Annotated in this window: 20 protein-coding genes and 2 pseudogenes; 13 read left to right on the top strand and 9 right to left on the bottom strand. The window is 67.9% G+C overall.

The features are described from left to right. Window positions 1-136 precede the first annotated feature (136 nt). Window positions 137-971, top strand: a pseudogene (locus AC1AYN_RS01960) (universal stress protein). A 117-nt stretch (window positions 972-1,088) separates the two neighbouring features. On the opposite strand, the gene AC1AYN_RS01955 reads toward AC1AYN_RS01960, so the two are convergent. The 5 genes from AC1AYN_RS01955 to AC1AYN_RS01935 all read right to left on the bottom strand — a co-directional run bounded on the left by AC1AYN_RS01955 (window position 1,089) and on the right by AC1AYN_RS01935 (window position 6,763). Further along, a complete protein-coding gene (locus AC1AYN_RS01955) occupies window positions 1,089-2,504 on the bottom strand; it encodes a DUF3027 domain-containing protein (protein ID WP_476531742.1) in 1,416 nt (471 codons plus the stop codon). Between the two features lie 9 nt (window positions 2,505-2,513). Further along, a complete protein-coding gene (locus tag AC1AYN_RS01950; protein WP_476501978.1) occupies window positions 2,514-2,903 on the bottom strand; it encodes a cold-shock protein in 390 nt (129 codons plus the stop codon). A 107-nt stretch (window positions 2,904-3,010) separates the two neighbouring features. Further along, window positions 3,011-4,813: a sensor histidine kinase gene (locus AC1AYN_RS01945; protein ID WP_476532309.1), complete on the bottom strand. Its 1,803-nt coding sequence runs from the start codon at window positions 4,811-4,813 to the stop codon at window positions 3,011-3,013. Window positions 4,814-5,088: 275 nt separating this feature from the next. Next, the gene (locus AC1AYN_RS01940; protein WP_476501979.1) at window positions 5,089-5,820 is read right to left on the bottom strand and encodes a response regulator transcription factor; all 732 of its coding nucleotides are present in this window, start codon (window positions 5,818-5,820) and stop codon (window positions 5,089-5,091) included. Window positions 5,821-5,914: 94 nt separating this feature from the next. Then, window positions 5,915-6,763 (bottom strand): TPM domain-containing protein, encoded by an 849-nt coding sequence (locus tag AC1AYN_RS01935; RefSeq protein ID WP_476531741.1) that lies wholly within the window; start codon window positions 6,761-6,763, stop codon window positions 5,915-5,917. Window positions 6,764-6,901: 138 nt separating this feature from the next. Here AC1AYN_RS01935 and AC1AYN_RS01930 point away from each other — a divergent pair. Then, window positions 6,902-7,192, top strand: a pseudogene (locus AC1AYN_RS01930) (WXG100 family type VII secretion target). 98 nt (window positions 7,193-7,290) lie between these two features. On the opposite strand, the gene groL reads toward AC1AYN_RS01930, so the two are convergent. From groL to AC1AYN_RS01915, 3 genes are all read right to left on the bottom strand, one after another. Beyond that, on the bottom strand, window positions 7,291-8,916 hold the full coding sequence (groL, locus tag AC1AYN_RS01925) for a chaperonin GroEL (protein WP_476501982.1): 1,626 nt from the start codon (window positions 8,914-8,916) through the stop codon (window positions 7,291-7,293). A 315-nt stretch (window positions 8,917-9,231) separates the two neighbouring features. Next, a complete protein-coding gene (locus tag AC1AYN_RS01920; protein ID WP_034529900.1) occupies window positions 9,232-9,435 on the bottom strand; it encodes a cold-shock protein in 204 nt (67 codons plus the stop codon). Between the two features lie 201 nt (window positions 9,436-9,636). Next, window positions 9,637-10,323 (bottom strand): LytR C-terminal domain-containing protein, encoded by a 687-nt coding sequence (locus AC1AYN_RS01915; RefSeq protein ID WP_476531739.1) that lies wholly within the window; start codon window positions 10,321-10,323, stop codon window positions 9,637-9,639. Between the two features lie 139 nt (window positions 10,324-10,462). Between AC1AYN_RS01915 and AC1AYN_RS01910 the strand changes: the two genes are divergently transcribed. The 11 genes from AC1AYN_RS01910 to AC1AYN_RS01860 all read left to right on the top strand — a co-directional run bounded on the left by AC1AYN_RS01910 (window position 10,463) and on the right by AC1AYN_RS01860 (window position 21,438). Beyond that, entirely contained in the window at window positions 10,463-11,164 is a 702-nt protein-coding gene (locus tag AC1AYN_RS01910) for a uracil-DNA glycosylase (protein WP_476531737.1), read from the top strand. 69 nt (window positions 11,165-11,233) lie between these two features. Then, entirely contained in the window at window positions 11,234-12,310 is a 1,077-nt protein-coding gene (locus tag AC1AYN_RS01905) for an AAA family ATPase (protein ID WP_476501985.1), read from the top strand. Then, window positions 12,307-13,260, top strand: coding sequence for a DUF58 domain-containing protein (locus AC1AYN_RS01900; protein ID WP_476531735.1), 954 nt, complete (start codon window positions 12,307-12,309; stop codon window positions 13,258-13,260). Before AC1AYN_RS01905 ends, AC1AYN_RS01900 begins: the two co-directional genes overlap by 4 nt. Further along, window positions 13,257-13,829 carry a hypothetical protein gene (locus AC1AYN_RS01895; protein ID WP_476501987.1) on the top strand — a complete coding sequence of 191 codons (573 nt, stop codon included), beginning with the start codon at window positions 13,257-13,259 and terminating at the stop codon, window positions 13,827-13,829. Before AC1AYN_RS01900 ends, AC1AYN_RS01895 begins: the two co-directional genes overlap by 4 nt. After that, window positions 13,829-14,896, top strand: a complete 1,068-nt coding sequence (locus tag AC1AYN_RS01890) for a VWA domain-containing protein (RefSeq protein ID WP_476531733.1) — start codon at window positions 13,829-13,831, stop codon at window positions 14,894-14,896. Before AC1AYN_RS01895 ends, AC1AYN_RS01890 begins: the two co-directional genes overlap by 1 nt. Next, window positions 14,893-15,924: a VWA domain-containing protein gene (locus AC1AYN_RS01885; RefSeq protein ID WP_476531731.1), complete on the top strand. Its 1,032-nt coding sequence runs from the start codon at window positions 14,893-14,895 to the stop codon at window positions 15,922-15,924. Before AC1AYN_RS01890 ends, AC1AYN_RS01885 begins: the two co-directional genes overlap by 4 nt. Further along, the gene (locus AC1AYN_RS01880; protein WP_476531729.1) at window positions 15,921-16,523 is read left to right on the top strand and encodes a DUF6466 family protein; all 603 of its coding nucleotides are present in this window, start codon (window positions 15,921-15,923) and stop codon (window positions 16,521-16,523) included. The genes AC1AYN_RS01885 and AC1AYN_RS01880 overlap by 4 nt, the downstream gene beginning before the upstream one ends. A 32-nt stretch (window positions 16,524-16,555) precedes the next feature. Beyond that, on the top strand, window positions 16,556-16,969 hold the full coding sequence (locus AC1AYN_RS01875; protein WP_476531727.1) for a hypothetical protein: 414 nt from the start codon (window positions 16,556-16,558) through the stop codon (window positions 16,967-16,969). Window position 16,970: 1 nt separating this feature from the next. After that, complete coding sequence (locus tag AC1AYN_RS01870) at window positions 16,971-18,578, top strand: PGAP1-like alpha/beta domain-containing protein (protein WP_476531726.1); 1,608 nt, start codon at window positions 16,971-16,973, stop codon at window positions 18,576-18,578. Between the two features lie 156 nt (window positions 18,579-18,734). Further along, window positions 18,735-20,555 carry an FtsX-like permease family protein gene (locus AC1AYN_RS01865; protein WP_476531724.1) on the top strand — a complete coding sequence of 607 codons (1,821 nt, stop codon included), beginning with the start codon at window positions 18,735-18,737 and terminating at the stop codon, window positions 20,553-20,555. A 238-nt stretch (window positions 20,556-20,793) separates the two neighbouring features. Then, window positions 20,794-21,438, top strand: coding sequence for an ABC transporter ATP-binding protein (locus tag AC1AYN_RS01860; RefSeq protein ID WP_476532308.1), 645 nt, complete (start codon window positions 20,794-20,796; stop codon window positions 21,436-21,438). 15 nt (window positions 21,439-21,453) lie between these two features. Here AC1AYN_RS01860 and dnaE read toward each other — a convergent pair whose 3' ends face one another. Then, a complete protein-coding gene (dnaE, locus tag AC1AYN_RS01855) occupies window positions 21,454-25,005 on the bottom strand; it encodes a DNA polymerase III subunit alpha (RefSeq protein ID WP_476531723.1) in 3,552 nt (1,183 codons plus the stop codon). Between the last annotated feature and the right edge of the window lie 22 nt (window positions 25,006-25,027).

The raw sequence follows: 25,027 nt of genomic DNA, 5'->3' as shown, positions 1-25,027 counted from the left end.
TGACACTGCCCCTCACTTTAGCGATTCGCGGTGACGTTTGCCCCGTTCCGTCCCGTATTTCCGCTCAGGACGTATGGAAGGCGATATGCTGGGACTTGGTGGATGTCCTTTACGTGATGACCAAGGGAGGTTCATGATGACCACATTCGATTTCCCGCATGATTCGACGGCCGACATCGTCGTCGGCGTGGATGGTTCCGACGAGTCGTTCGCGGCGCTCAAATGGGCGCTGCGCGAGGCGTCCCTGACCGGGCAGCGCGTGAACGCGGTGTTCGGCTGGACGCATTCGTGGGACATGGGCGCCGAGCCGGACAGCGAGGAGGCGTGGGCGAAGGTGCGCCGCGACATCGCCGCCCAGCTGCGCGAGTGGGTGGACGAGGCGTGCGCCGGCATCGACTTCGATCCCGAGCGTCTCAAGCTCACGTCGGTGAAGGCGTCCGGCACGACGGCGCTGCTCCAGATCGGCCGCGACGCGCAGCAGATCGTCGTGGGGCGTCGTTCGCTGGGCCGTGTGGCCCGCTGGTTCATGGGGTCGCTGTCCGCGTCGCTCGCGGAGGCGGCCGAGGTGCCGGTCACGGTGGTGCGCGTCGCCGGCGGCGAGGACGAGTCGGTGACCGACGACATCGCGAACGCCCTCTCCCCCGTCAAGGAGACCGTGCACTACGTGCCGAGCGAGGGCGTGGTCGAGGAGTCCCGCCGCCCGGTGGTCGTCGGCGTGGACTGTTCGGACACGTCGCGCCGAGGAGCTGCTCGCCGGCCTGCTGGCCGACACCCCCGTCCCCGAGGGGGTGGAGGTCGAGTCGCACGCCTTCCACATCACCGCGTCGAAGGGTCTGGTGGCCGCGTCCCGGTACGCGAGCCATCTGGTGGTCGGCTCGCGCGGCCTGAGCGGCCTGGACGCGCACTTCCTCGGCTCGGTGTCGCGTCAGATCGTGAACTTCGCCGAGTGCACGGTCACCGTGGTCCACTGACGACCGGTCGTGGGCGTACCCCGCGGTGCGGCCGTGCCGCGGGATACGACGAGGGGCGGGAAGCGATGCGTTCGCTTCCCGCCCCTCGTGCGTGATGCGCGTGTGGCGCGTGGCGCGTCACCGCGCGTCGTCGACGTCGCCGTGTTCGGCTTCGTCCTCCGCGGTGTCCGCGTCCTGCTCGGGCGCGTCGTCCGGTTCGGCGGATTCCTCCGTCGCGGATTCCGTGGTCCCGTCCGTGGCGTCGGCTTCGGTCTCGTCCAAGCCATCACCGTCGTCTCCGGCCTCGTCGGCGTCGTTCTCGTCGATGCCGTCACCGTCGGTGCCGAGTTCGACGACCGCCTCGAGCTCCGGCGCGTCGGCCTCGACCGTGTTCTCCTCGATCTCGGGGGCGTCCGCGTCGATTTCGGTGTTCTCCTCGATGTCCTGTTCGGTGGCCTCGGCGGTCTCGTCGTCCGCCGCGATCGAGTCGACGGCGGACCCGTCCGCGGCGGCATCCGGCTCCGCGGCCCCGGCCGAATCCGGATGACCGGCGTCCGCGGCGCCCTCCTCCTGTTCGAGGATTTCGACCTGGGCGCGCTCCTCGCGCGGCTTCTGCGCGATGATGTCGATGTGCAGGTCGTCGAAGGCGGGCTTCGACTGCACCCACAGACGGCTCGGCTCCGGCGGGTCGATCTCCGAATGTTCGCCGCAGCCGTGGTCGAGGGAGACGACGCGGCCGTCGTCCGGGCTCCACTTGTTCGCGCATACGCCGAACAGCAGGTTCAGTTCGCCCTTCAGCGGGACGAAGAAGCCGCATGTCGAGCACAGGTGGCCGGACGCGGTCTTCGTGGACATGGCCTTCGGGCCGCGCGGGCCCTCGTACCAGCGTTTCGCGGTCTGCGCCCGGCCGAGCGGGGAGAGCACGTGGCGACGCGACAGGTCGAACTCCTCGACCGCCTCGTCCACGTCCTCGCGCGAGTCGTCCGCGCCGGTCTCACCGGTCCCGGAGCCGTCGGCGGCATCGGTCCGCGCGGATCCGGACGCGGCATCCGCATCATCGCCGGCCGCATCATCGCCGGCCGCGCCGGTCTCGGCGGCATCCGCCGCGGTCGCTTCGGCGTCGTCCTTCACGGGTTCGGTCCTGCGGAAGCCGTCCTCGAGACGAGGATCGTCCGGATCGGTGCCGATCGAATCGGTGGGGGCCAGATCGGTCGGTTCCAGACGGTCCTTCCACGGGATCCACGGCGGCGGCATCAGCGCGTCGTCGGTGGGGATCAGCGAGGATTCGTTGACCGTCCACCGGTCCAGCTCCTCGTCGTGGTACAGCGTGACCGACCACTGCCATCCCTCATAGCCTTTGACGTGCGCGGCGACGCGGAAATCGGTCACGCCGTCGCCCAGATCGTGCGTCTCGACGACGTCGCCGACCTGCTCGGGCTCCTCGGCGACGGCGATCGCGACGGACCGCGCCAGCTCGCGCGGATCGATGCGCGGCACGGCGGGCGTGTCCTGCGGCGTCGCGTCCTGTTCGGGGGTCTGCGTGGTATCGGTCATGGAACGGTCTCAGTCCTCCACATCGAAATTATCGGCCACGGCGCGCAGCAGCGTGGCGAGTTTGCGGCTTTCCGCCGCGGAGGGATAACGGTGCCGGCGCAGCGTGTTGCCGGCGGCGTCGAGCATCTTGATGAGGTCCTCGCAGATGGCGGCCATGTCGTCCGGCTTCGGACGGGTGGCCTTCACGAGCGACGGCGTCGAGGCGATCGGGGTCACGCCCATCGCCTGGGGACCCTTGCGTCCTTCGACGACGGAATACTCGACCTTCGCGCCCTTGCGCAGCGTGGTGGCTCCGGTGGGCAGCGCGGCCGCGGGCAGGAACACGTCCCCGCCTTCATCACTGGTGATGAAGCCATACCCCTTGGCGGCATCGAACCAACGAACTCGACCGGTGGGCATCGTATACTCTCGCTTTCCTTGTCTCCAATCGTTAAGCCGATTCATTCTACCGCACTCCCCCGCCACACGCTCTCGGCGTAGGGCGGGGAGGGAGCACGGCGGAACGGTCAACGGGAGAACCAGGAGCCGCGCTTCGCCTTGGCCGGCCTGTCCTTGGACTTCGATCCGCGCGGGGCCTTCCCCGCGGCCGCGCCGTCCGGATCCGCGGCCACGGGACCCGCGCCGGCGGCCGTGACCGGACCCACCGGCAGGACGATGGTGAACGTGAGGCCGCCGCCTTCGGTGGGCGTGGCGCAGATGAGCCCGCGATGCGCCTTGACGACGGACTGCGCGATGGCGAGGCCGAGGCCGGTGCCGCCCTTCTCGCGGGCGCGGGACGGATCGGCGGTGTAGAACCGTTCGAAAATCTGCGCGCGCGACTCCTCGGGCACGCCGGGGCCATGGTCCTCGAACCGCAGCACCGCGTAGTTCGTGCCGGTGTGCATCGAACGTCCCACTTCGACCGCGTCGAGGAAGCGGCGCATCGACTCGTCCGTCGAGGGCAGCATGGCGAGCGCGTCCGGCGTGATCGAGGCGGGCATGACGCCGAGTCCGACGCGCGCCGGCGAGTCGGCCGGCGTGTAGCGGTGGATGTTGCCGACGATGTTCGTCACCACCTGGCGCAGACGCGAGGCGTCGCCGGTGAGGGTGACCGGCGTCATGTCGCCGGCCTCGATGGCGAGCGCGGACGGATGGTCCAGATCGGCGGCGGGCGTGTACGCGACGGAGCCGCGCGTCACCTCGCGTTCGGGGTCGAGCGCATGCAGGTCGTCGAGCGCGTCGGCGACCACGCCGGTGAGCGAGACGGTCTGCGTCATGTCGATGCCGCGCCCCTCGTCGAGGCGGGCGAGGGAGAGCAGGTCCTCGACGAGCACGGTCATGCGCTGGCTGGATTTCTCGATGTGGGCGATGGATTCGTCGGCGCGTTCCAGCGCGCCCGGCATGCCGCGCTGCATCGTGTACAGCTCGGCGTAGCCGTGGATGGCGGCGAGCGGGGTCCTGAGCTCATGGCTGGCGTCGGAGACGAAGCGTTTCATCTTCGCCGTGGTCTGCTCCTGTTCGTGGAAGCTTTTCTCGATGCGCGCGAGCATCGTGTTGAGCGAGACGGCGAGCGAGCCGAGCTCCGTGTTCTCGGGCGCCCATGGCACGCGCTGGGTGAGGTCTCCGGCGGCGATCTTCGCGGCGGTCTTCTCGATGCGTTTGAGCGGATCGAGCGTGCGCTGGATGATGAGCGCGGCGAGCGAGCCGCCGAGCAGCACGATGGCGATGCCGACGATCGCGCAGTATTTGGTGAGCGTGTCGATGATGTCGATCTGATCGGACAGCGACAGTCCGATGAACACGATGCCCCGGTAGCTGCCGTCGAGGCCGTACCACTGGTATGCGGCGACGCGCCACGGCGCGGCGGCCTGGTCGAGGGTCTTGCTGCTGGGCGTGGACGTCACGACGGCGGGGCCGCCGGGGGCGCCGCCCGTGTCGGACGGACTGTCGCCGGCATTGCCGTTGGAGCCGTTGGATCCATCGGCCCCGTCGGCGCCGGACGACGTCCCGTCGGATGCCGCGCCGGAGGAGTCGGACGACGACGTGCCGCCGGATGAACCCGATGAGCCCGACGCGGAGGCGGCGTTCATGCGCGCGACGGTGGTGACGATGGCGCCGGTGGTGTACGGCTGACCGAGCATGTCGTCGGTGATCTCGTCGTTGGACGGCAGGTCGGGGATGGTCACGACGCTGTCCTCGAGTATCGGGTACAGGCGCGTGTCGATCTGCCCGGTGAGTTTGCCGTCCTTGGCGTGGCGGATCTGGAGGAAGTAGGTGTTGAGGCCGTAGTTCTTCAGGTCGGAGTCCGTGAGCAGCGAGCTGCCGCGCATCACAAGTTCGCGCTGGGAGGTGATCTGCGAGTCGGTCTTCTCGAGCAGGTAGCTGCTGACCAGCTGGCGGATGGACGCGGAGATGCCGACCGTGCCGACGATGAGCACGACGAGCGTGCAGGCGACGAGCTTGGCGCTCAGCGAGACGCGGTCGAGATGGTCGAGGAAGAAGCGCGGCACGCGCCGCCATCCCGTGGCCTTCGGCGGCTTCAGGAGGGCGGCGCGCGGCATGGCGGGGCCGGATCCGTTCTTCGGCGGGAACTGCGGCTGCACGATCATGACTTCGGTTCGCGGATCATGTAGCCGATGCCGCGCTTGGTCTCGATGAGCGGCGTGACCTTGTGCTTCTCGCCGTCCTCACCTTCGACCATGACGCCGTCGACCTTCTTGCGCAGGTAGGAGATGTAGCTTTCGACGATGGCCGCGTCGCCGCCCCAGTCGTACTGCCACACGTGGTCGAGGATCTGCGCCTTGGACAGCACGCGTCCGGCGTTGTCCATGAGGTAGCGCAGCAGCTTGTATTCGGTGGGGCTCAGGTCCACGGTCTGGCCGGCGCGGGTCACGTCGTGGGAGTCCTCGTTGATCTCGAGGTCGCCGACGCGGATGATCGGATCGTCCTCCACCTGCTCGCGCGTGCGGCGCAGGATGGCGCGGATGCGGGCGACGACCTCCTCGAGGCTGAACGGCTTGGTCACGTAGTCGTCGCCGCCGACGGTCAGGCCCATGACCTTGTCCTGCGTGTCGTCGCGCGCGGTGAGGAACAGCACGGGCGCGTCGATGCCCTCCTGCCGGATGCGGCGGGTCACGGTGAACCCGTCGATGTCCGGCAGCATGACGTCGAGCACGATGAGGTCGGGCTCGACCTTCTCGATGACCTCGATGGCCTCGGAACCGGAGGCGGCGGTGTTCACCTCGAACCCGGCGAAATGCAGGGAGGCGACCAGCAGTTCACGGATGGACGGCTCGTCGTCCACGACGACGATCGATGCTTCAATGGGCTTGCTCATGGCTCCCAGCATGACCCGCTTCTCTGTAGGTTTCCTGAAAGGCCTCTGTGGATTGCTGACGCGTCCGCGGTATGCCGGGCGCGGCCGGGCGGGTTCAGCGGCCGAACAGGCCGCGCTTGCGCTTGCGCGCCTCGCGCAGTTCGCGCCGCGTCATCGGGCGTTCCGCCTCCGCAGGCGCCTCGGGCGCCGCGGATGCCGTGGATGCCGCGGTCTCCCCGGCCGCCGGTCCGGGAGCCGGTTCCGTCGTCGGTGTCGGTTCCGTCGTCGGAGCGGAGGACTCCGCTTCCTCGGCGCTCCCCTCGGTCTGCTCGGATTCCCCGGTCTTCCCGGTTTCCTCGGCCGCGGCGTCCTTGCCGATCTCGCGGCGGCGGCGCACGATCACGGTGACGACGATGACGACGACCAGCACGACGAGCACGAGTCCCATGACGATGACGCCGATCTTCATCGTGCCGGTGTTCGTGGAGGTCTGCTTCTGCTGTCTGATCTCGTCCATCATGGCGGTGGCCGACCCCGGCCAGTCCTGCGCCCCCTGCTTGGTGAGCGGCTTCATCGCGGCGTCGCTCAGCGCGTCGATGGTCTTCTGGTTGTTGAGCCATTCGTCGGAGTTCTTGGAGACGCATACGACGAGGCTGCCGTCGCCGGAGGCCACGGCGAGCAGCACCGTGTTCGGCTCGGGGTCGGTGGATTCCAGCACCGTCGACGCCCATGCGGACTTGTCGCTGGTGCCGAAGGTGTCGACGTAGAGGAGGCGCACGTGCACGCCGGTCTCCTGCTCGGTGCGCTTCATCGCGTCGGACACGGCCGATTCGTTCTTGCCGAGCAGGTTCTGCGTGTCGGTGATGTCGTTGGTGGTGGTGGGGGCGTCCGCGGCGAGCGCCGCGGGGGTTATCCACATCGCGCACATCAGCGCCGCAAGCAGGCAGACAAGCCGTTTCACCATCGGCGACACGCCGTCACAGGGGGCTCCGACCACAGGGGCCGTTTTCTCATTCCTCATTCGTGCAGACATCATAGACTCCACCTTAGCGACCGGTTGCGCCAACAGACAATCAATCCCCGGCAAGCAAAGGAGACAACGATGCCCCAATACCAGGTGGATTCCGAGAGAATCCAAGCTTCGAGCGCGGCCGTGTAGGCCTCGGTGAGCCAGATCAGGCAGGCCGTCGCCGGCATGTACGCGAACCTCAACGCGCTGCAGGACGCCTGGCGCGGCTCGGCGGCCACGCAGTTCACCTCGGTGGCCGAGCAGTGGCGCGCCGCCCAGCAGCAGATGGAGACGTCGCTGGAGTCAATCCAGAACACCCTGATGCAGGCCTCCACGCTCTACGCGGAGACCGAATCCCAGGCCACGCGCCTCTTCGCGCAGTGACCTTGGCAGGCATACGACGAAGGGACCCGAGCACATGGGCGAACCATGCGCTCGGGTCCCTTCAATCAGTCACCTGATGGAACCGATCGGCCTTCCGATCAGTAGCCCATGTCGGCGCCGGCGGCCGGGGCGGCCGGCTTCGGCTCCGGCTTGTTGGCAACGACGGCCTCGGTGGTCAGGAACAGGCCGGCGATGGAGGCGGCGTTCTGCAGGGCGGAACGGGTCACCTTGACCGGGTCGGTGACGCCGGCGGCCAGCAGATCCTCGTAGGTGTCGGTGGCGGCGTTGAAGCCCTCGCCGTCCGGCAGGGAGCGGACCTTGTTGATCACGACGTCGCCGGAGACGCCGGCGTTCTCGGCGATCTGCTTGATCGGGGCCTCGATGGCGCGGAACACGATGGCGGCGCCGGTGGCCTCCTCGCCGGTCAGCGAGGTGACGGCCTCATCGGACTCGGCCTTCTTGGCGGCCTGGACGAGGGCCACGCCACCGCCGGGCAGCAGGCCTTCCTCGATGGCGGCCTTCGCGTTGCGCACGGCGTCCTCGATGCGGTGCTTGCGCTCCTTGGCCTCGACCTCGGTGGCCGCGCCGACCTTGATGACGGCGACGCCGCCGGCCAGCTTGGCGAGACGCTCCTGCAGCTTCTCGCGGTCGTAGTCGGAGTCGGTGTTCTCGATCTCGGCGCGGATCTGGGCCACGCGGGCGTCGATGTCCTCCTTGGAGCCGGCACCCTGGACGATGGTGGTCTCGTCCTTGGAGACGATGACCTTCTTGGCGTGGCCGAGCACGGAGACGTCGACGGAGTCGAGCTTGAGGCCGAGCTCGTCGGAGACGACCTGGGCGCCGGTCAGGATGGCCATGTCCTGGAGCATGGCCTTGCGGCGGTCGCCGAAGCCCGGGGCCTTGACGGCGCAGGACTTGAAGGTGCCGCGGATGTTGTTGAGGATGAGGGTCGGCAGCGCCTCGCCGTCAACGTCCTCGGCGATGATCAGCAGCGGCTTGCCGGTCTTCATGACCAGCTCGGCCACGTGGACGACGTCCTGCTGGCTGGACACCTTGCCGGAGGTCAGCAGGATGTACGGGTCCTCGAGCACGGCGGTCTGGTCGTCGGCGTTGGTGACGAAGTACGGGGCGATGTAGCCCTTGTCGAAGCGCATGCCCTCGGTGAACTCGAGGTCCAGGCCGAAGCGGTTGTTGTCCTCGACGGTGACGACGCCGTCCTGGCCGACCTTGTCCAGGGCCTCGGCGATCTTCTCGCCGACTTCCGGATCGGCGGCGGAGATGGTGGCGGTCGCGGCGATCTGGTCCTTGGTCTCGACGTCCTTGGCGGCGGCGATGAGCTCCTTGACGATGACGTCGGAGGCCTTCTCGATGCCGCGGCGCAGCGCGATCGGGTTGGAGCCGGCGACCACGTTCTTCAGGCCCTCATGCACGAGGGACTGGGCCAGCACGGTGGCGGTGGTGGTGCCGTCGCCCGCGACGTCGTCGGTCTTCTTGGCGACTTCCTTGACCAGCTCGGCGCCGATGCGCTCGTACGGATCCTCGAGGTCGATCTCCTTGGCGATGGAGACGCCGTCGTTGGTGATGGTCGGCGCGCCGTAGGTCTTGTCGAGCACGACGTTGCGGCCCTTCGGGCCCAGCGTGACCTTCACGGTGTTGGCGAGCTTGTCGAGGCCCTCCAGCATACCCTGACGGGCATCCTCATCATACGCAATGATCTTTGCCATGGTTGTGTTCATCCTCCAAATGGCTGGTGTACCGATATCCACCCGTATGGCCATCCGTGACCGCCGGCCGTCAGCCACCGGTTATCACTCCCGACCTCCGAGTGCTAACCATGAGATTAGCACTCCACCCCGTCGAGTGCCAACACGCTTCCATGCGATTGCGCTTTCGGCTTGACCGGCGGCCCCGCCGGCCCGTCCGGGCATGAAAAAAGCCCCGTCATACCGACCGGGGCAAACCTGAGGGGTCCGAATCCTCAACCTCACGAACCTAGGGATCTCATGGTGGGCGATGTCACGAAAGCCACATCGTGTCGTTCACAATTTGGTGACTTTGGTGGCCTGCATACCTTTCGGGCCCTTCTCGGCCTCGTATTCGACCTTGTCGCCTTCATCGAGGGTCTTGAATCCCTCGCCCGAGATCACGGAATAATGGACGAACACGTCGTCACCGCCACCGTCCGGTGTGATGAAGCCGTACCCCTTGCCATTACTGAAAAACTTTACGGTTCCTTGCGCCATGTTGCACTTCCCTTAGCTGTGTGAGCTGTAATCTCTCCCGACACGGAGGGAATAAAGAACTACAACACCGCGCTCCCCCCCGCCTCGCGACTAAAGGGACAGTATAGACGCGACCCATGTCAACGACAACAGGGCGGCCGGAAAAATGGAACGGAACATGGACGAGGACCCGACGGGGGCGGAACCGCGTCCACGATCCGGTCAGCTCATCAGCACGACGACGATCGAACCGCCGAGGCCGCTGGCCTGCTGCACGTTCGTGATGCCGAGCGTGGAGGCCACGTCGTCCGCGGTGGCCTTGTCCGCGTCGGACTCGTACCACACCACGGTGGCGGACGGCAGGGTGCCGGTCGGATTGGACGCGACGACGTTCGTGTATCCGGCGGAGGCGAGCACCGACTGCTTGGTGGCGGCGTAGCCCGAGACGCCAGTGCCGTTGATGACGGTCACGCCCTTGGTCTTGTCGGGCTGGGCGGCCTGCTGCTGCGCCTGCTGGTCGGCCTGCGCCTGCTGGTCGGCCGCGGCCGCCTCCTCGGCGGCCTTCTTCTCCTCGGCGGCCTTCTTCGCCGCCTCCTCCTCGGCCGCCTTCTTCTTGGCGGCGGCGGCCTTCTTCTTCGCCGCGGCCGAGGCCGAAGAGGAGGACGAAGACGACGAGGCGGACGAGGAGGAGGTCTGCGACCACGGCATCCTCACCTTGCCGAACTCGCCGGAGAAGACGCCCCACGCGCCGACGCCGCACAGCGCCGACACCAGGACGACCACGACGAACGGCGCGAACCGCGCCGCGGCCGAGCGCACGCCACGGTGCATGCCCGCCGGTCCCTTCGGCGGATTGTCGAACGCGTCCGGTTCGTAGGAATCGGCCTGGTCCTTCTCGCTTTTCGCCATGGTGCCTTGTCCTCCATTCGTCACACTACCCACCGAGTGTAACGGCATGACCGCCCGAACGGAACGCCCCACCGTGTCATGCCCACGCCATGCGCACATGGCCGCGGCGCGAGGCGGGATGCGGGTAGAGTGTGAAGCCATGAGCGAAATCAAACCGCTGAGCGAACTCGTCGAACCCGGCTGGGCGGCGGCGCTGGCCGACGTCGAGCCCACGATCCACCGCATGGGCGACTTCCTGCGCGAGGAGAACCGCGCCGGACGGCACTGGCTGCCTGCCGCGCACAACATCCTGCGGGCGTTCACGATCCCGTTCGATTCGATCAAGGTGCTGATCGTCGGACAGGACCCGTACCCCACGCCCGGCCACCCGGTGGGCCTGAGCTTCTGCGTGGCACCGGACGTCCGCCCCCTGCCGAAGAGCCTAGTCAATATATATAAGGAGATGACCGACGACCTCGGCGTGCCCATGCCGTCCAACGGCGACCTGACGCCGTGGACGGAACGCGGCGTCCTGCTGCTCAACAGGTGCCTGACCGTGGGCGTCGGCAGGCCGAACTCGCATCAGGGCAAAGGCTGGGAGGAGGTCACCGAGGCGGCCATCCGCGCGCTGAACGCCCGCGTCGATCCCAAGACCGGCAAGCCGCGTCCGCTCGTCGCGATCCTGTGGGGCCGCAACGCGCAGACGCTCGAGCCGCTGCTCACCAACGCGGTCATCATCAAGTCCCCGCACCCCTCCCCGCTGTCCGCCTCACGCGGCTTCTTCGGCTCGCATCCGTTCTCGCGCGCCAACCAGGCGCTCACGGCCATGGGGGCCGACCCGGTCGACTGGCGTCTTGCCTGACCGCCGACGGCCGCGCATCCAGCCGATTGTCAGGATGCGCGGTCATCGCACGTGGTTAGAGTGGAACGCATGGCAATTTTCCCTCCGAATCCACAGATGCCCCCTCAACCCGCCGGCATGCGGGTCCCCGCGCCGGCGCCCACGGCCGCGAGCGCGATCGCCGCGGACGACGTGAAGCGGGCGGCGGCGCTGGCCGACCGCATCCGCGCGCGCTTCGCCCAGACGCTCGTCGGACAGGACAATCTGCGTGAATCGTTGATCCTCACCCTGGTGGCGGGCGGCCACATCCTCATCGAATCGGTGCCGGGCCTGGCCAAGACGACGGCCGCGCAGACGCTCGCGACCTCCGTGTCGGGCACGTTCAAGCGCGTGCAGTGCACGCCCGACCTCATGCCCTCCGATCTGGTGGGCACCCAGGTGTTCGACTTCGCCTCGCAGCGCTTCACCACGCAGATCGGCCCGATCCACGCGAACTTCGTGCTGCTCGACGAGATCAACCGTTCGAACGCGAAGACCCAGTCGGCGATGCTCGAGGCGATGGCCGAGGGCGCGACGACGATCGGCGGCGAGCGCATCGCCCTGCCGAAGCCGTTCATGGTGATCGCCACGCAGAACCCGGTCGAGGAGGAGGGCACGTTCACGCTGCCCGAAGCCCAGATGGACCGTTTCATGATGAAGGCCGTGATGACCTATCCGACGGCCGACGAGGAGCGCCGCATGCTGGCGCTGCTCACCCGCCGCGGCTCCGACGTGTTCGATCCGGCGCAGCTGCCGGCCGACCAGGTGTCGATCCGCGACGTGGAGTTCCTGCGCGCGGCGGCCCGTCGCGTGCACGTCTCCGACGCGATCATGCGGTATGCGGTCGATCTGGCGGCCACGTCGCGCGGCGCCGGCACGCACCCGATCCAGGGTCTGGGCTCGCTGGTGAGGCTGGGGGCCTCGCCGCGCGCCTCGATCGCCCTGACGCGCATCGGCCAGGCGAACGCGCTGCTCAAGGGACGCGACTACGTGGTCCCGGAGGACGTGAAGTCGGTGGCGCACGAGGTGATGCGCCACCGCATCGTGCTCACGTTCGAGGCGCTGGCGGACGGCGTGACCGCCGACCAGGTCGTCGACCGCATCGTCAAGGCGGTCCCCGTTCCATGATCGGCACGCGAACCGACGATCCGATCAGGGCCAGGATCGAGGCGTTGGGCACGCGGCTGAGCCTGCCCACCGTGCGCAAGGCGCTGGGCGTGATCGAGGGCGAGCATGCGTCGCGGCGTCCGGGCGGCTCCGACGAGCTGATGGACGTGCGCGCCTACGAGCCCGGCGACGAGGCGCGTCTGATCGAATGGAAGACGAGCGCCCGCCAGGGCCGTCCGATGGTGGTCCGCCGCGAGCGTCAGGTGACCTCGCGCGTATGGATGCTGCTGGACGTGGGCCGCGAGATGACCGGGGCCTGCGAGTCGGGCGAACGCGCCTTCGAAGTGGCGGCGAACGCGCTGCGCATGTTCGCGGCCCTGTCGCTGCGCCGTTCCGACGACCTGTCGCTGGTGCTCTCCGACGCGGCCAGCATCACCCGCCTGCCGTTCAACGGCGGGTTCGCCCAGTTCGAGCGCACGCTCGACGAGTCGCTGGACCGCGACTGGGACCATCCGCGCAACATCGACGCCCTGCTCGCCTATGCGAGACGCATCAAGGACCCCCACGCGCTGATCGTGCTCGCCACCGACGAGCACGCGCTGGCCGAGGGCCAGCTGAAGGCGCTGCGCCAGGTGGCGCGCACGCATCCGATCGTCCTCATCGACGTGGCCACCGTGAACCCGTTCTCCGCGGCCCGCACGGTGGGAGTGCTCGACGGCATGGGGTCGCGGCGTCTGCCCGCGTTCCTCGCCGACGCGCGCGCCGCGGCCGAGGTGGACACGCACCGCGCCTACATGGCCGCCGCCCTGGAGCGCGAGCTCAGGCGCGCGGACGGCCACATGATCCGCGCCGCATCCAGCGAGGCCATGTTCGACGCGTTCGTTCGCCTCGTCTCCCGCGCGCTGGCGGGCAACACGGCGAACCATCTGCGCGCCCCGGCCGGCCTCGCCCCGATGGGAGGTGCCGCATGAGCGCGGATCATCTGCTGAACGCGGCGGGAGCCGTCTCCCGCGTGACGCTCGCGGTGAAATCGGACGACCTGACGCCCGCGGGCCAGATCGACATGACCGGGCCGTTCATCGCCATGCTGGCGGCGTTCCTGCTGATCGCCGCCGCGCTCGTCGTATGCGTGGCGCTGCTCTCCCGACCGAGGAGGACCCGCGCCAAGTCGCGCCCGCGCGGCGCGCACAGCGCCGCCGGCGACAAGGCGGCGTGGCGCGCGCGCATCGACGACGTGGTGTCCCGGCACGCGGCCGGCGAACTCGACCGTGAGGACGCGTTCGCCGAACTGGCGGCGATCGCACGCGACTTCGCCTCCGAATCGACGGGCCGCGACCTGACCGCGCATACGCTGACGGACATCCGCACCGAGCCGCGCGACCCGTCCGTGCGCGGCGGGCTGGACCTGCTGCGCATGACGATCGCCGCGCTCTACCCGCCCGAATTCGCCGACGCCGCAGTCAACGCGCGCGCCCGCGAGGCGAACGTCGAGGAGGCTGCCGGGTGGGTGTCGAATCTCGTGGAAAGGTGGGGACGCTGATGCAGCTGTCATGGCAATGGCCGTGGGCCGCGCTCGCCGGCGCGCTCGCCGCGGCCGCGATCGTCATCCTGATCGTCGCGCTGTCGTCGCGCCGGCATCGGATGGACACGATCCGCGTGTTCACGCTGGACGACGACCTCAACACGGAACGCGCCTCGACGCTGTTCCGCAGGTGGCGCCGTCTGAACCGGTGCGCCGCCGCGCTCGTCGTCATCGCGCTCGCCGTCGCGATCGCGATGGTCGCGCGTCCGGCGACGGTGGACGTGAGCGAGGAGCGTTCGTCGAGCCGCGACATCGTCCTGTGCCTCGACGTGTCCGGCTCGACGCTGCCCTACGACCGCCAGGTGATCGACACGTACCGCGATCTGGTGGGCCATTTCGAGGGCGAGCGCATCGGCATGAGCATCTTCAACTCGACCTCGCGCACCGTGTTCCCGCTGACCGACGACTACGATCTGGTCGCCGAGCAGCTCGACGCCGCGTCGAAGGCGTTGAAGGGCGTCGAATCGCAGGACGACATCGACAAGATGAGCGACGCCGACTACCAGCGGATCGCCGACTGGCTGGAGGGCACGCAGAACCGCAAGGACACGACGTCGCTAATCGGCGACGGCGTGGTCTCCTGCGCGGCGATGCTGCCCGGATTCGCCTACGGCTCGTCCTCGTCCGACGACTCCGACGTCTCGCGCACGCGCGCCGCGTCGATCGTGCTCGCCACCGACAACGTGGTGTCCGGCACGCCGACGTACACGCTCGAGCAGGCGCTGGACCTGACGAAGAGCGCGAAGATCACGGTGGACGGCCTGTTCTCCGGTCCCAGCCAGAGCGAAGGCGAGGAGACGACCACGCGGATGAAGGACCTCATCGAATCGCATGGCGGCGTGTTCCTCACGCAGTCGAACGGCGCGAGCGTCGACGAGCTGGTGCGCGACATCGACGAGCGACGTTCGGCGAAGAGCCGCAGCGCGAACCAGGCGGCGCTGGTGGACGATCCCGTATGGTTCGAGGTGGCGTTGGCCGTCGTGGTCGCGTTGTGGCTGCTCGTGGTCTGGAGGTTGAGGCGATGAATTCGGTATGGACGCTCTCCCCCGCGTTCGGATGGCCGGTCGGCGGCGCGATCGCGCTGGCGATGCTCGCGTTCGCCGTCGTCGGCGTCGTGCGTCACGCGCGGCACGCGGCCGGCGACGAGACGCTCGCCTCCTGCGTGCGGCGCGCGCTCATCTGCCTGCTCACGGGATTCGCCGTGCTCACCCCGTCCATGGTCTCGTCGACCACGTCGCGCGCCGTGAACGCGACGGACGTGGTGGTCGCCGTCGACGTGACCGGCTCGATGGCCGTCACGGACGCGCATTACGGCTCCGACGAGGCGATCACGCGTCTGGAGGCGGCGCGCAGGGCGGTCGACGACCTGACGACGATGTACGCGGACTCCAGTTTCGCCGCGTTGCGCTTCGGCGCGTCCGGCACGCTCGACGTGCCGTTGACGCCCGACGCGCCGGCGATCCGCAGCTGGGCGAACACGCTCGCGCCGGAGGCGACGAGCGTGTCGTCCGGATCGTCGCTGGACGCGCCGCTCGACCAGCTGGTCACCACGCTGAAGCAGATCCGCGACCAACATCCGGACGATGCTGTCGTGCTGTACGTGATCACCGACGGCGAGCAGACCTCGTCGAAGGCGCGACGCACGTTCTCCTCGCTGCGCAGCTACCTCGACGACGCGTTCACCGTGGGCGTCGGCTCCACGGAAGGCGGCAACATCCCGAAGATCGCGGACGGCGTGTCCGCGGACGGCGACGCCGACTCCCAGGAGTGGGTCACCGATCCGGACACCGGCCAGCCGGGCGTGTCGAAGATGGACGAAGGCAATCTCAAGGACATCGCCGACGAGATGGGCGGCACCTACGCCAAGGTGGACGCCACGGACACGATGGCCACGGCGAAGTCGTCGAAGACCAGCGACAAGTGGAAGATGACGAACACGCGCAAGGAGCGCACGAGGGTGACGCCGGTCGTCTGGCCGGTCGCCATCGCCGTCGCGCTGCTGCTCGCCTGGGAGGCGGGCGCGCAGTTCGCACTGTCAAGGAGGCTCATATGAGCGTGAAGGCACGTGAACGGGCGCAGGACGCCGGGGATCCCAGACCGGCGGCGCGCGCGCCGATGGGCGTGCGCGTGCTGCTCGCCGTGCTGGCCGCGCTAGCCCTGTGCACGGCGGGCGTGGCCGGCGTGAACCTCGTGGCGGTCATGCGCTACAACGAGGCGACCGCCGCGTTGAACGAGAACCTGAAGACGGCCGGCAAGTCCGACGTGGACCTCGACGCGTTGAGCGCGGGGCAGCAGCAGACCGACGCCCAGTTCGACGACGCCGGCGCGCTGTCGTTCCTGCTGTTCCCCTCGGTGAGGCAGTCGATCAGCCAGAACCGACAGGTGTCGAGGAAGCTCACGAGCCGCACCGTCAAGGAGGTCGCCAAGCTGAAGGGCGAATCCACGTCGGACACGGCGGCGGCCGGCTCGGGAACCGGCGCCGGCGCGTCGAGGAACGCGAAGAAGGGCGGCGGACTCACCGCCAAGCAGAAACGGCAGGTCGAGGAGCTGCTCAAGGCGAACCAGCAGTCCACGCCGTCGGATTCGACCACGAAGAACGACGACGGGACCAAGAAGGACACCGCCAAGACCCAGACCACCAAACCCTGGTAGCGCCGGCGGTTTTCCGTCAAGCCACCGGACGAATGGTGGATAACGGGGGCTCCGACCACAGCCCCCGTTCCGGCTGGACGTGGAGCCGGCCGTTCCCGTTCAATGGCGGTATGAACACGCTGACCACCACATTCCCGGGCACGATGCGCATGTTCGCGTCGTCCGCCGCCGGCTCCCCCTCGTTCGGCCTCCAGCCGAAACCCATGTTCGACGATTCGTGCCGCTGCCATGAGGCGGTGCGGACCAGCCGCGGGCGCATCGCGGCCGTCGCCGCGGACACGCCGCGCGTGACCGGGCTCGTACGCGAGGCGCTCGCCTCATGCACCGGCCTCGACTGGGAGGGCAACGCCGCCTCCCTGTTCCGCGACCGGTTGCGGACCCTGGGCACGCCACTGGACATGCACGACGACGACGCGGCCGCCACGGCCCGCATGGCGGAGGCGTGACATGGGCTGGCAGATCGTATCGCGCATCCACGGCGGGCACCAGTCCGCACCCGCCACCGTCGAGGAGTTCCAAGCCGCGCAGGCCGCGCTGCGGGACGCCTCCAGCGAACTCACCGCCCATGCGCTCGCCTGGTCGAAGGCCGCCACCGACATCGCCTCCGACCGCGCGGGCGTGCCCCTGTGCCCGGTGCTCTCCTCCGGAGCGGCGTCGATGGCCGGCAAGGAGCATACGACGCTCCCCTACGACGGGCTCATCGCCGCATGCCAGCGGCGCGCAGCCGAGATCAACGACACGTGCGCGAAGATCCGCGGCATGGAGGATCTGCTCGTGCGCGCCAACGCGCTGTATTCGGATGCGGAACGCCAGTCGCGACGTGTCGTCACCGAACTCACGCAGGCGATCACGCAGGCCAGCCCGGTATGGGCCACGGCGGCCATGATCGGCGGCATCTCCGGCGGTCTCCTCTACGGCATGGGTGCGGAGCACGCCTACACGCCCGGGTACGCCTCGTGGATCACGGCGCAGTTCCAGGAGGGCTACGTGTCGGGCATCGCGGCGAAGATCGCCGGCGTGGAGATCGGCAAGGGCGTGGTGCATACGGACGAGGTGAACCAGGCGGCCGGCAAAATCGGCAAATGGTCCGGCCCCATCAAGGACCTCTACCAAGGGAACACGCTGACCGTCAGACGCGTCGACGCCCGCGCGGACGTGGTGCGCGGCTCGTCGTCGGTCGGCGAATCGTTGGAGAACCTGCGCCGGCTCGGCGAGGAGCGGCTCGGCAAGGTCGACCTCGATTCCGGGCTCGTCTACGGTACGGTGGCGGTGCAGCGCTACGAGAAGGCGGACGGCTCCAACGCGTGGCTGGTCACCGTGCCCGGCACGGACGGCCAATGGGATTCCCCGTTCGGATGGGAGCAGAACATCGAACTGATGAGCGACGACCCCGAGCGACGGCGGCGCGCCGACAGCGCGCGCATGGTGGTCGAGGCGATGGAGCAGGCGGGCATCCGGCCGGACGAGCCGGTGGCGATCATCGGGCACTCGCAGGGAGGCATCGTGGCCGCGGCGATCGCCTCCGACGAATCGGAACGGTTCGACATCGAGCACATCGTGACCGCCGGATCGCCGATCGCGAACCATCCGATCCCCGAAGACACGTGGGTGACGAGCATCGAGATCGAGGACGAATTCGTCGCCGCGCTGGACGGCGCCGAGAACCCGGCGGACGAGCGTTGGCTGACGGTCCGGGGCACGCTCGAACCGGCGCCGGACGTCGACGGGCCGCAGGTCGGCGAGGACGGCGTGTGCGTGCCCGGCGTCGATTCCGGCGTCTGGGGCGACAGCCCGTACGCGGCGGCGCCCGTCCAGGACCCGTCCGAGACGAAGGAGATGACCCACTGGCTCAAATACCATCAGGCCGCCTACCAGAACGCCTCGGATCTCGGCGGCACGCCGATGATCACGCACGAGAAGCATTTCGCGGACGTCATCGACGGCGAGCTCAAGGAGACCCACTACTACGAGGGCCGCATCACCACCCGCGCCGCACAGCCCCAGGCCGACGCGGCCGGCGACGGGAACACGCGCATGACGCGTGCCGCCGACTAGCTTCCAGCGCGCGTTCAGGAAACTCCCCTGATTTCCACGCCGATCGCACCGGGAGACCTTCAGCATGCGGCAAGGGCGCTTCCATGCCCGCGCCGCATGCTGGAGCCGTGGCGCGGGGCGCAGGGCCCGGCGCATGGAAGCGAAAAAGGAACACCCATGTTCGTGTTGAAGAACGCATGGCGATCGGTCGTGCGCAACAAGGGACGCAACATCCTCATCGTCGTCATCGTGGCGATCATCGCCGCGGCCGCGACGATCGGGCTGTCCATCAGGAACGCCGCCGAGACCGCGCGCGAGACCGGCCTCGCCTCGACGAGCGTCACCGCCACGATCGGCGTGGACCGCGAGGCGATGATGAGCAAGGCGAAACAGGCCTCCTCGTCGGATTCGTCCGACTCATCGGATTCGTCGGGCTCGTCCAAGCAGCCCGATTTCGGATCGATGCGCGACGCGCTCGACCAGAGCGCGCTCTCCCTCGCCGACTATGAGAAATACGCGAAAGCGGCCAGCGTAAGCGTCGGCACGTACTACACGGAGACCACGTCCGTGAACGGCACCGACGCGTTCCAGCCGGTCGAATCGACCACGTCGAACGAGGCGAACTCCACCGAATCCTCGTCGTCCGCCTCATCCGGCTCCGGCTCATCCGACTCCGCCGCGTCCGGCGTCGCGCAGGGCGACGACGGCCAAGGCGGCGGTCCGGGCGGCATGGGCGGCCAGGGTGGCGGCATGGGCATGGACTCCGGCGACTTCTCGCTCGTCGGATTCTCCTCCGACGAGGCCGTCGCCGCCGCGGAGAACGGCACGTTCACGATGTCCAGCGGCAAGGTGTTCAGCTACGATTCGTCCAGCGACGGCGACGTGATCGTCTCCAAGGCGCTCGCCGACTTCAACGGGCTCAAGGTGGGCGACACGATCACCGTGGCCGACCTGTCCGGCGACGACACGACGTATGAGCTGACCATCGTCGGCATCTACAAGAACACGACCTCGTCGAACACGGGCGCGAACGGCCCGATGGGCGGCACCTCCTCCGATCCGGACAACGCGATCTACACGTCGGTGAGCACGCTGAAGAAGCTCGGCCTATCCACCGAATCGACCGGCTCCTCCGATTCCTCGTCCGATTCCTCCTCCTCGGACTCCACCACCACGCAGACCTCCGCCTCCCGCACCCAGCTGAACTTCACCTACGTGCTGGGCGGCAAGGACGACTACGAGACGTTCGTCAAGGACGTCGAGAAGGCGGGCCTCGACGACACGTACACCGTCTCCTCCGCGGATGTCGAGAACTACGAGTCCAGCCTCGTACCGCTCGACAACCTCGCCAAGTTCGCGCTGACGTTGCTGATCATCGTGCTGGCCGTGGGCGCCGTGGTGCTCGTCGTCCTCAACCTGTTCAACGTGCGTGAACGCAAATACGAGGTGGGCGTGCTCACCGCCATCGGCATCCGCAAGTCGAAGGTCGCTGCCCAGTTCGTCATCGAGCTGCTCATCGTCACGATGATCGGCATCGCGCTCGGCGTGGCCGGTGGCGCCGCGGCCTCGGTGCCCGTCTCGAACCAGCTGCTCGCCCAGCAGGTCTCCTCGCAGGAGTCCGAGGCGTCGAGCCGTCAGGCCCAGTTCGGCCGTGCCGCGGACATGCCCGGCACACCCGGCGGTTCGAACGGCTCCTCCTCGTCCGATTCCTCCTCGGATGATTCGTCATCGTCCAACGAATCCTCGAACGGTTCCTCGGATTCCGGTTCCTCCTCCGATGCGCAATCCTCCCAGCCGGCGCGTTCCGGCGGCCAGGGCGGCCCCGGCGGATTCTCGCAGGCGGTCGACTATGTGAGCGAGATCGACGCGACCGTGAACCTCAAGGTCGTCGGTCAGCTCGTGCTCATCGGTCTCGCGCTGACGCTCGTCTCCGCCCTGGCTGGCATCGTCGCGATCATCCGCTACGAACCCCTCCAGATCCTCGCCGACCGCTCCTGACCCGTAAGCATCGGCCCCCTCTGACGAGGGGGCTCGCAGATCCACGACCACCCCGTACAACCGCGTGATCGGCCCCCTCTGACGAGGGGGCTGTCGGCGAAGCCGACTGGGGGAGAGACCCCCATTCCCGAAAGGACATCACATGACCACCGAAACCACAATCGTCGAAACCGTCGATACCACGGAAGCCGCCGCCGCAACCGCCGCCCCGACCCCCGGACCCCGCACCGTCCTGGAGATGGACCACGTGTCCTACTCGTACACGAAGGGCGGCAAGAAGGTCGTCGACGACCTGAGCCGCGGCTTCCACGCCGGTGCCGTGACCGCGATCGTCGGCCCGTCCGGCGCCGGCAAGACCACCGTGCTCTCGTTGCTGTCCGGGCTCACCGGCCCGACCGAGGGCCGCATCCTCTACAACGGCGCCGATCTGGCGAAATCGGACCGCTACCGGTTCCGCAGCCACGACATCGGCGTGATCTTCCAGAGCTTCAACCTGCTGCCGGCCCTGACCGTCGAGGAGAACATCACCCTGTCGATGGAGGCGTCCGGCAAGACGTTCGACAGGCCGAAGCACGATATCGTCGTCGAACTGCTCGCCAAGGTGAGGCTGCCCGCCGAATACGCGAACGAGCGCATCCTGCACCTGTCGGGCGGCGAGCAGCAGCGCGTGGCGATCGCCCGCGCGCTCGGCTACGATCCGGACATCATCCTGGCGGACGAACCGACCGGCAATCTGGACATGGCCACGCAGGACGACATCATGGCGATCTTCCGCTCGCTCGCCCATGAGGAGGGCAAATGCGTCATCATCGTGACGCACTCCCCCGCCGTCGCCGACCAGTCCGACGAGGTCTTCGAGCTCAAGCCCCTCCGCCGCCGGTAGCGCGCCGCCCCGGCGCTACGCGGCGGGCAGGCAGCTGGGGCCGAACAGGATCTTCAGTTCGGCGAACAGCGAGGTGTCGCGTTTCACGCGGAACCGGTCGCCGAACGTGAGGACCTCGGCCTTGCCGTCGCCGTCCACGATGGCGAGCTTCACCTCGCAGTACCCGGGATGGTTGGTGAGCACCTGGCCGAGCTGCATGACGTGCTCGCGGCTCAGCGCCACCTCGGGCAGGGTGATGACGACCGGCCGTTCGTCCTCCGCCTCGAGCGACGGCACGTCGAGCTCGGTGGCCCGGAGCGAGACTGCCTCGTCGCGCAGCTCCACCTGGCCGCGCACCTGCACGACCTCGTCCTGTTTGAGGTTCGGCGCGGCCGCCTCGTACACCTTGCCGAAGAACAGGCATTGGATGGATGCCTCGAGATCCTCGATGGTGACGAGCGCCCACGGGTTGCCCTTCTTGGAGACGCGCTTGTCGACCTTGGTGACGATACCGGCGAGCGTGACCTGCTGGCCCTCCCCCATCGTCTTCGCCCGGTCGATGAGATGCGCAATCGACATCTCGCGCAGGCCGGCGAGCACGGCGGTCATGCCGGAGAGCGGATGGTCGGACACGTACAGGCCGAGCATCTCCCGTTCGAAGTTGAGGCGGGTCTTCTTGTCCCAATCCTCGATGTCGGGCACGGTGACGTCCGCGTCGCCCATCGCCTCGGAGCCGCCGTCCTCGTCGTCGGAGAACAGGTCGAACTGGCCCTCCGCCTGCTTGCGCTTCAATCCGACGACCGAATCGATGGCGGTCTCGTGGATCTGGAACAGGGCGCGGCGGTTCGGGTCGATCGAATCGAACGCGCCCGCCTTGATCAGCGATTCGACGAGGCGCTTGTTGAGCGCGGTCAACGGCACGCGACGGATGAAGTCCATGAAGTTCACGTACTTGCCGTGTCCGCCGGAACGTTCGGCGATGATGTCGGCCACCGCCTTGTCGCCCACGTTGCGGATCGCGCCGAGGCCGAAGCGCACGACGTCGCCGACGGCCGAGTACGCGAGCTGCGACTCGTTGACGTCCGGCGAGAGCACCTGGATGCCCATGCGGCGCGCCTCGCCCAGATACAGGGCGGTCTTGTCCTTGTTGTCCTTCGTGCCCTGGAGCAGCGCGGCCATGAACTCGACCGGGTAGTGGGTCTTCAGGTACGCGGTCCAGTACGAGATGAGGCCATAGGCGGCGGAGTGCGCCTTGTTGAACGCGTATCCGGAGAACGGGACGAGGATGTCCCACACGGCCTGCGCGGACTCCTCCGAATAGCCGTGCTCCTTCATGCCGGCGAAGAACGGCACCTTCTCCTTGGCCAGCACCTCCGGCTTCTTCTTGCCCATGGCGCGTCGGAGCACGTCGGCCTTGCCGAGCGAGTAGCCGGCGAGGATTCGCGCGGCGGACTGCACCTGCTCCTGGTAGATGATCAGGCCGTACGTCTCGTCGAGCACCTGCTTCAACGGCTCGTCGAGCTCCGGGTGGATCGGCGTGATCTTCTGCAGGCCGTTCTTGCGCTTCGCGTAGTTGATGTGCGATTCCATCGACATCGGGCCCGGTCGGTACAGTGCGATCAATGCGGAGATGTCGTTGAAGTTGTCGGGCTTGAGCATCTTGAGCAGCGAGCGCATGCCGTCGGAATCGAGCTGGAACACGCCGAGCGTGTCGCCGCGCGACAGCAGCTCGTAGGTGGGTTTGTCGTCGAGCGGGATCTTCGTGTAGTCGATCGCCTCCTTGCCGTTGGCGACGATGTTCTTCAGCGTGTCCTGGATGACCGTCAAGTTGGACAGGCCAAGGAAGTCCATCTTGACCAGGCCCAGCGTCTCGCACGTATGGTATTCGAACGTGGTCGTGACGGTGCCGTCGGTGCGTTCCAGCAGCGGCGACGTGTCGGTGATCGGCGCGCTTCCCATGATCGTGGCGCAGGCGTGCACGCCGGTCTGGCGGATCAGGCCCTCGATGGTCTTCGCCTTGTCGACGATCTGGTGCGCGTCATGGTCGGACTCGTACAGCTCGCGGAACTCGCGCGCCTCGGCGAAGCGCTTCGACGTGGGGTCGAAGATCTCCTTGAGCGACGCGTCCTTGCCGTTCTTCGACGGCGGCAGCGCCTTGGTGACCTTCTCGCCCATCGAGAACTCGTAGCCCATGATGCGCGCCGAGTCCTTCAGCGCCTGCTTGGTCTTGATGACGCCGTAGATCACGCACTGGGCGACCTTGTCGTGGCCGTATTTCTCGCCGCAGTAGTTGATCACGTCGAGGCGGCCGTCCGGGTCGAAGTCGACGTCGATATCCGGCAGGGAGACGCGTTCCGGGTTGAGGAACCTCTCGAAGATGAGGCCGTGCTCCAGCGGGTCGAGCTCGGTGATGCCCATCGCGTAGGCGACCATCGAGCCTGCGGCGGAGCCTCGGCCGGGGCCGACCATGATGTCGTGGTCCTTCGCCCACTGGATGTAGTCGGCGACGACGAGGAAGTAACCGCAGAACTGCATCTGGCAGATGATGCCGCACTCGTAGTCCGCCTGCTTCGACACGTGTTCGGGCACGTTGCCGTCGTAGCGGCGCTCCAGCCCCTCCTCGACCTTCTTGAGGAACAGCGAGGCCTCGTCCCAGCCTTCCGGGCAGGGGAACTGGGGCATGAACGCGCCATCCTCGTGGTCATCGAAGATCACGTTGCAGCGTTCGGCGATCTCCAGCGTGTTGTCGCACGCCTCGGGGAACTCCTTGAAGAGCTCGCGCATCTCGGCGGCCGGCTTGATGTAGTAACCGGTGCCGTCGAACTTGAAGCGGTCCGGGTCGTCGAGGTGGGAGCCGGAGTTGATGCACAGCATCGCGTCCTGCGCCTCCGCGTCCTCGGCGTGCACGTAGTGGGAGTCGTTGGTGGCGAGCAGCGGCGCGTCCAGCCGCTTCGCGATGTCGAGCAGGCCCGCGGTGACCTCCTTCTCGATCTTGAGACCATGGTCCATGAGCTCGATGAAGAAGTTGTCGCGGCCGAAGATGTCCTGGAATTCGCCGGCGGCGCGCAGCGCCTCGTCGAACTGTCCGAGGCGCAGCCTGGTCTGGATGATGCCGGACGGGCATCCGGACGAGGCGATCACGCCTTTCGAGTAGGTGGCGAGCACCTCCTTGTCCATACGCGGGTAGCGCTGGACGCGGCCTTCGAGGTTCGCCACGGAGCTCGCCTTGATGAGGTTGACGAGGCCTTCGTCGTTCTCCGCCCACATCGTCATGTGGGTGATGAGGCCGCCGCCGGAGACGTCGTCGCGGCGCTGGTCCTCGGTGCCCCAATGCACGCGGGACTTGTCCTGGCGCGCGGTCTCCGGCGTCACGTACGCCTCGATGCCGATGATCGGCTTGACGCCGTTGGCCACGCAGTTCGTGTACATCTCGTACGCGCCGTGCATGTTGCCGTGGTCGGTGATCGCCACGGCCGGCATGCCGAGCTCGGCCGTGTACTTGGCGAGATCCGGGATCTTGGACGCCCCGTCGAGCAGCGAATAGTGCGTGTGGTTGTGCAGATGAACGAAGTCTCCCGAATTGGCCATGCGTTCCACCCTACCGCACGCC

Source organism: Bifidobacterium sp. LH_413 (assembly GCF_056357015.1).
The sequence above is the reverse complement of the archived record's forward strand: the minus strand, read 5'-3'. Positions and strand labels throughout refer to the sequence as shown.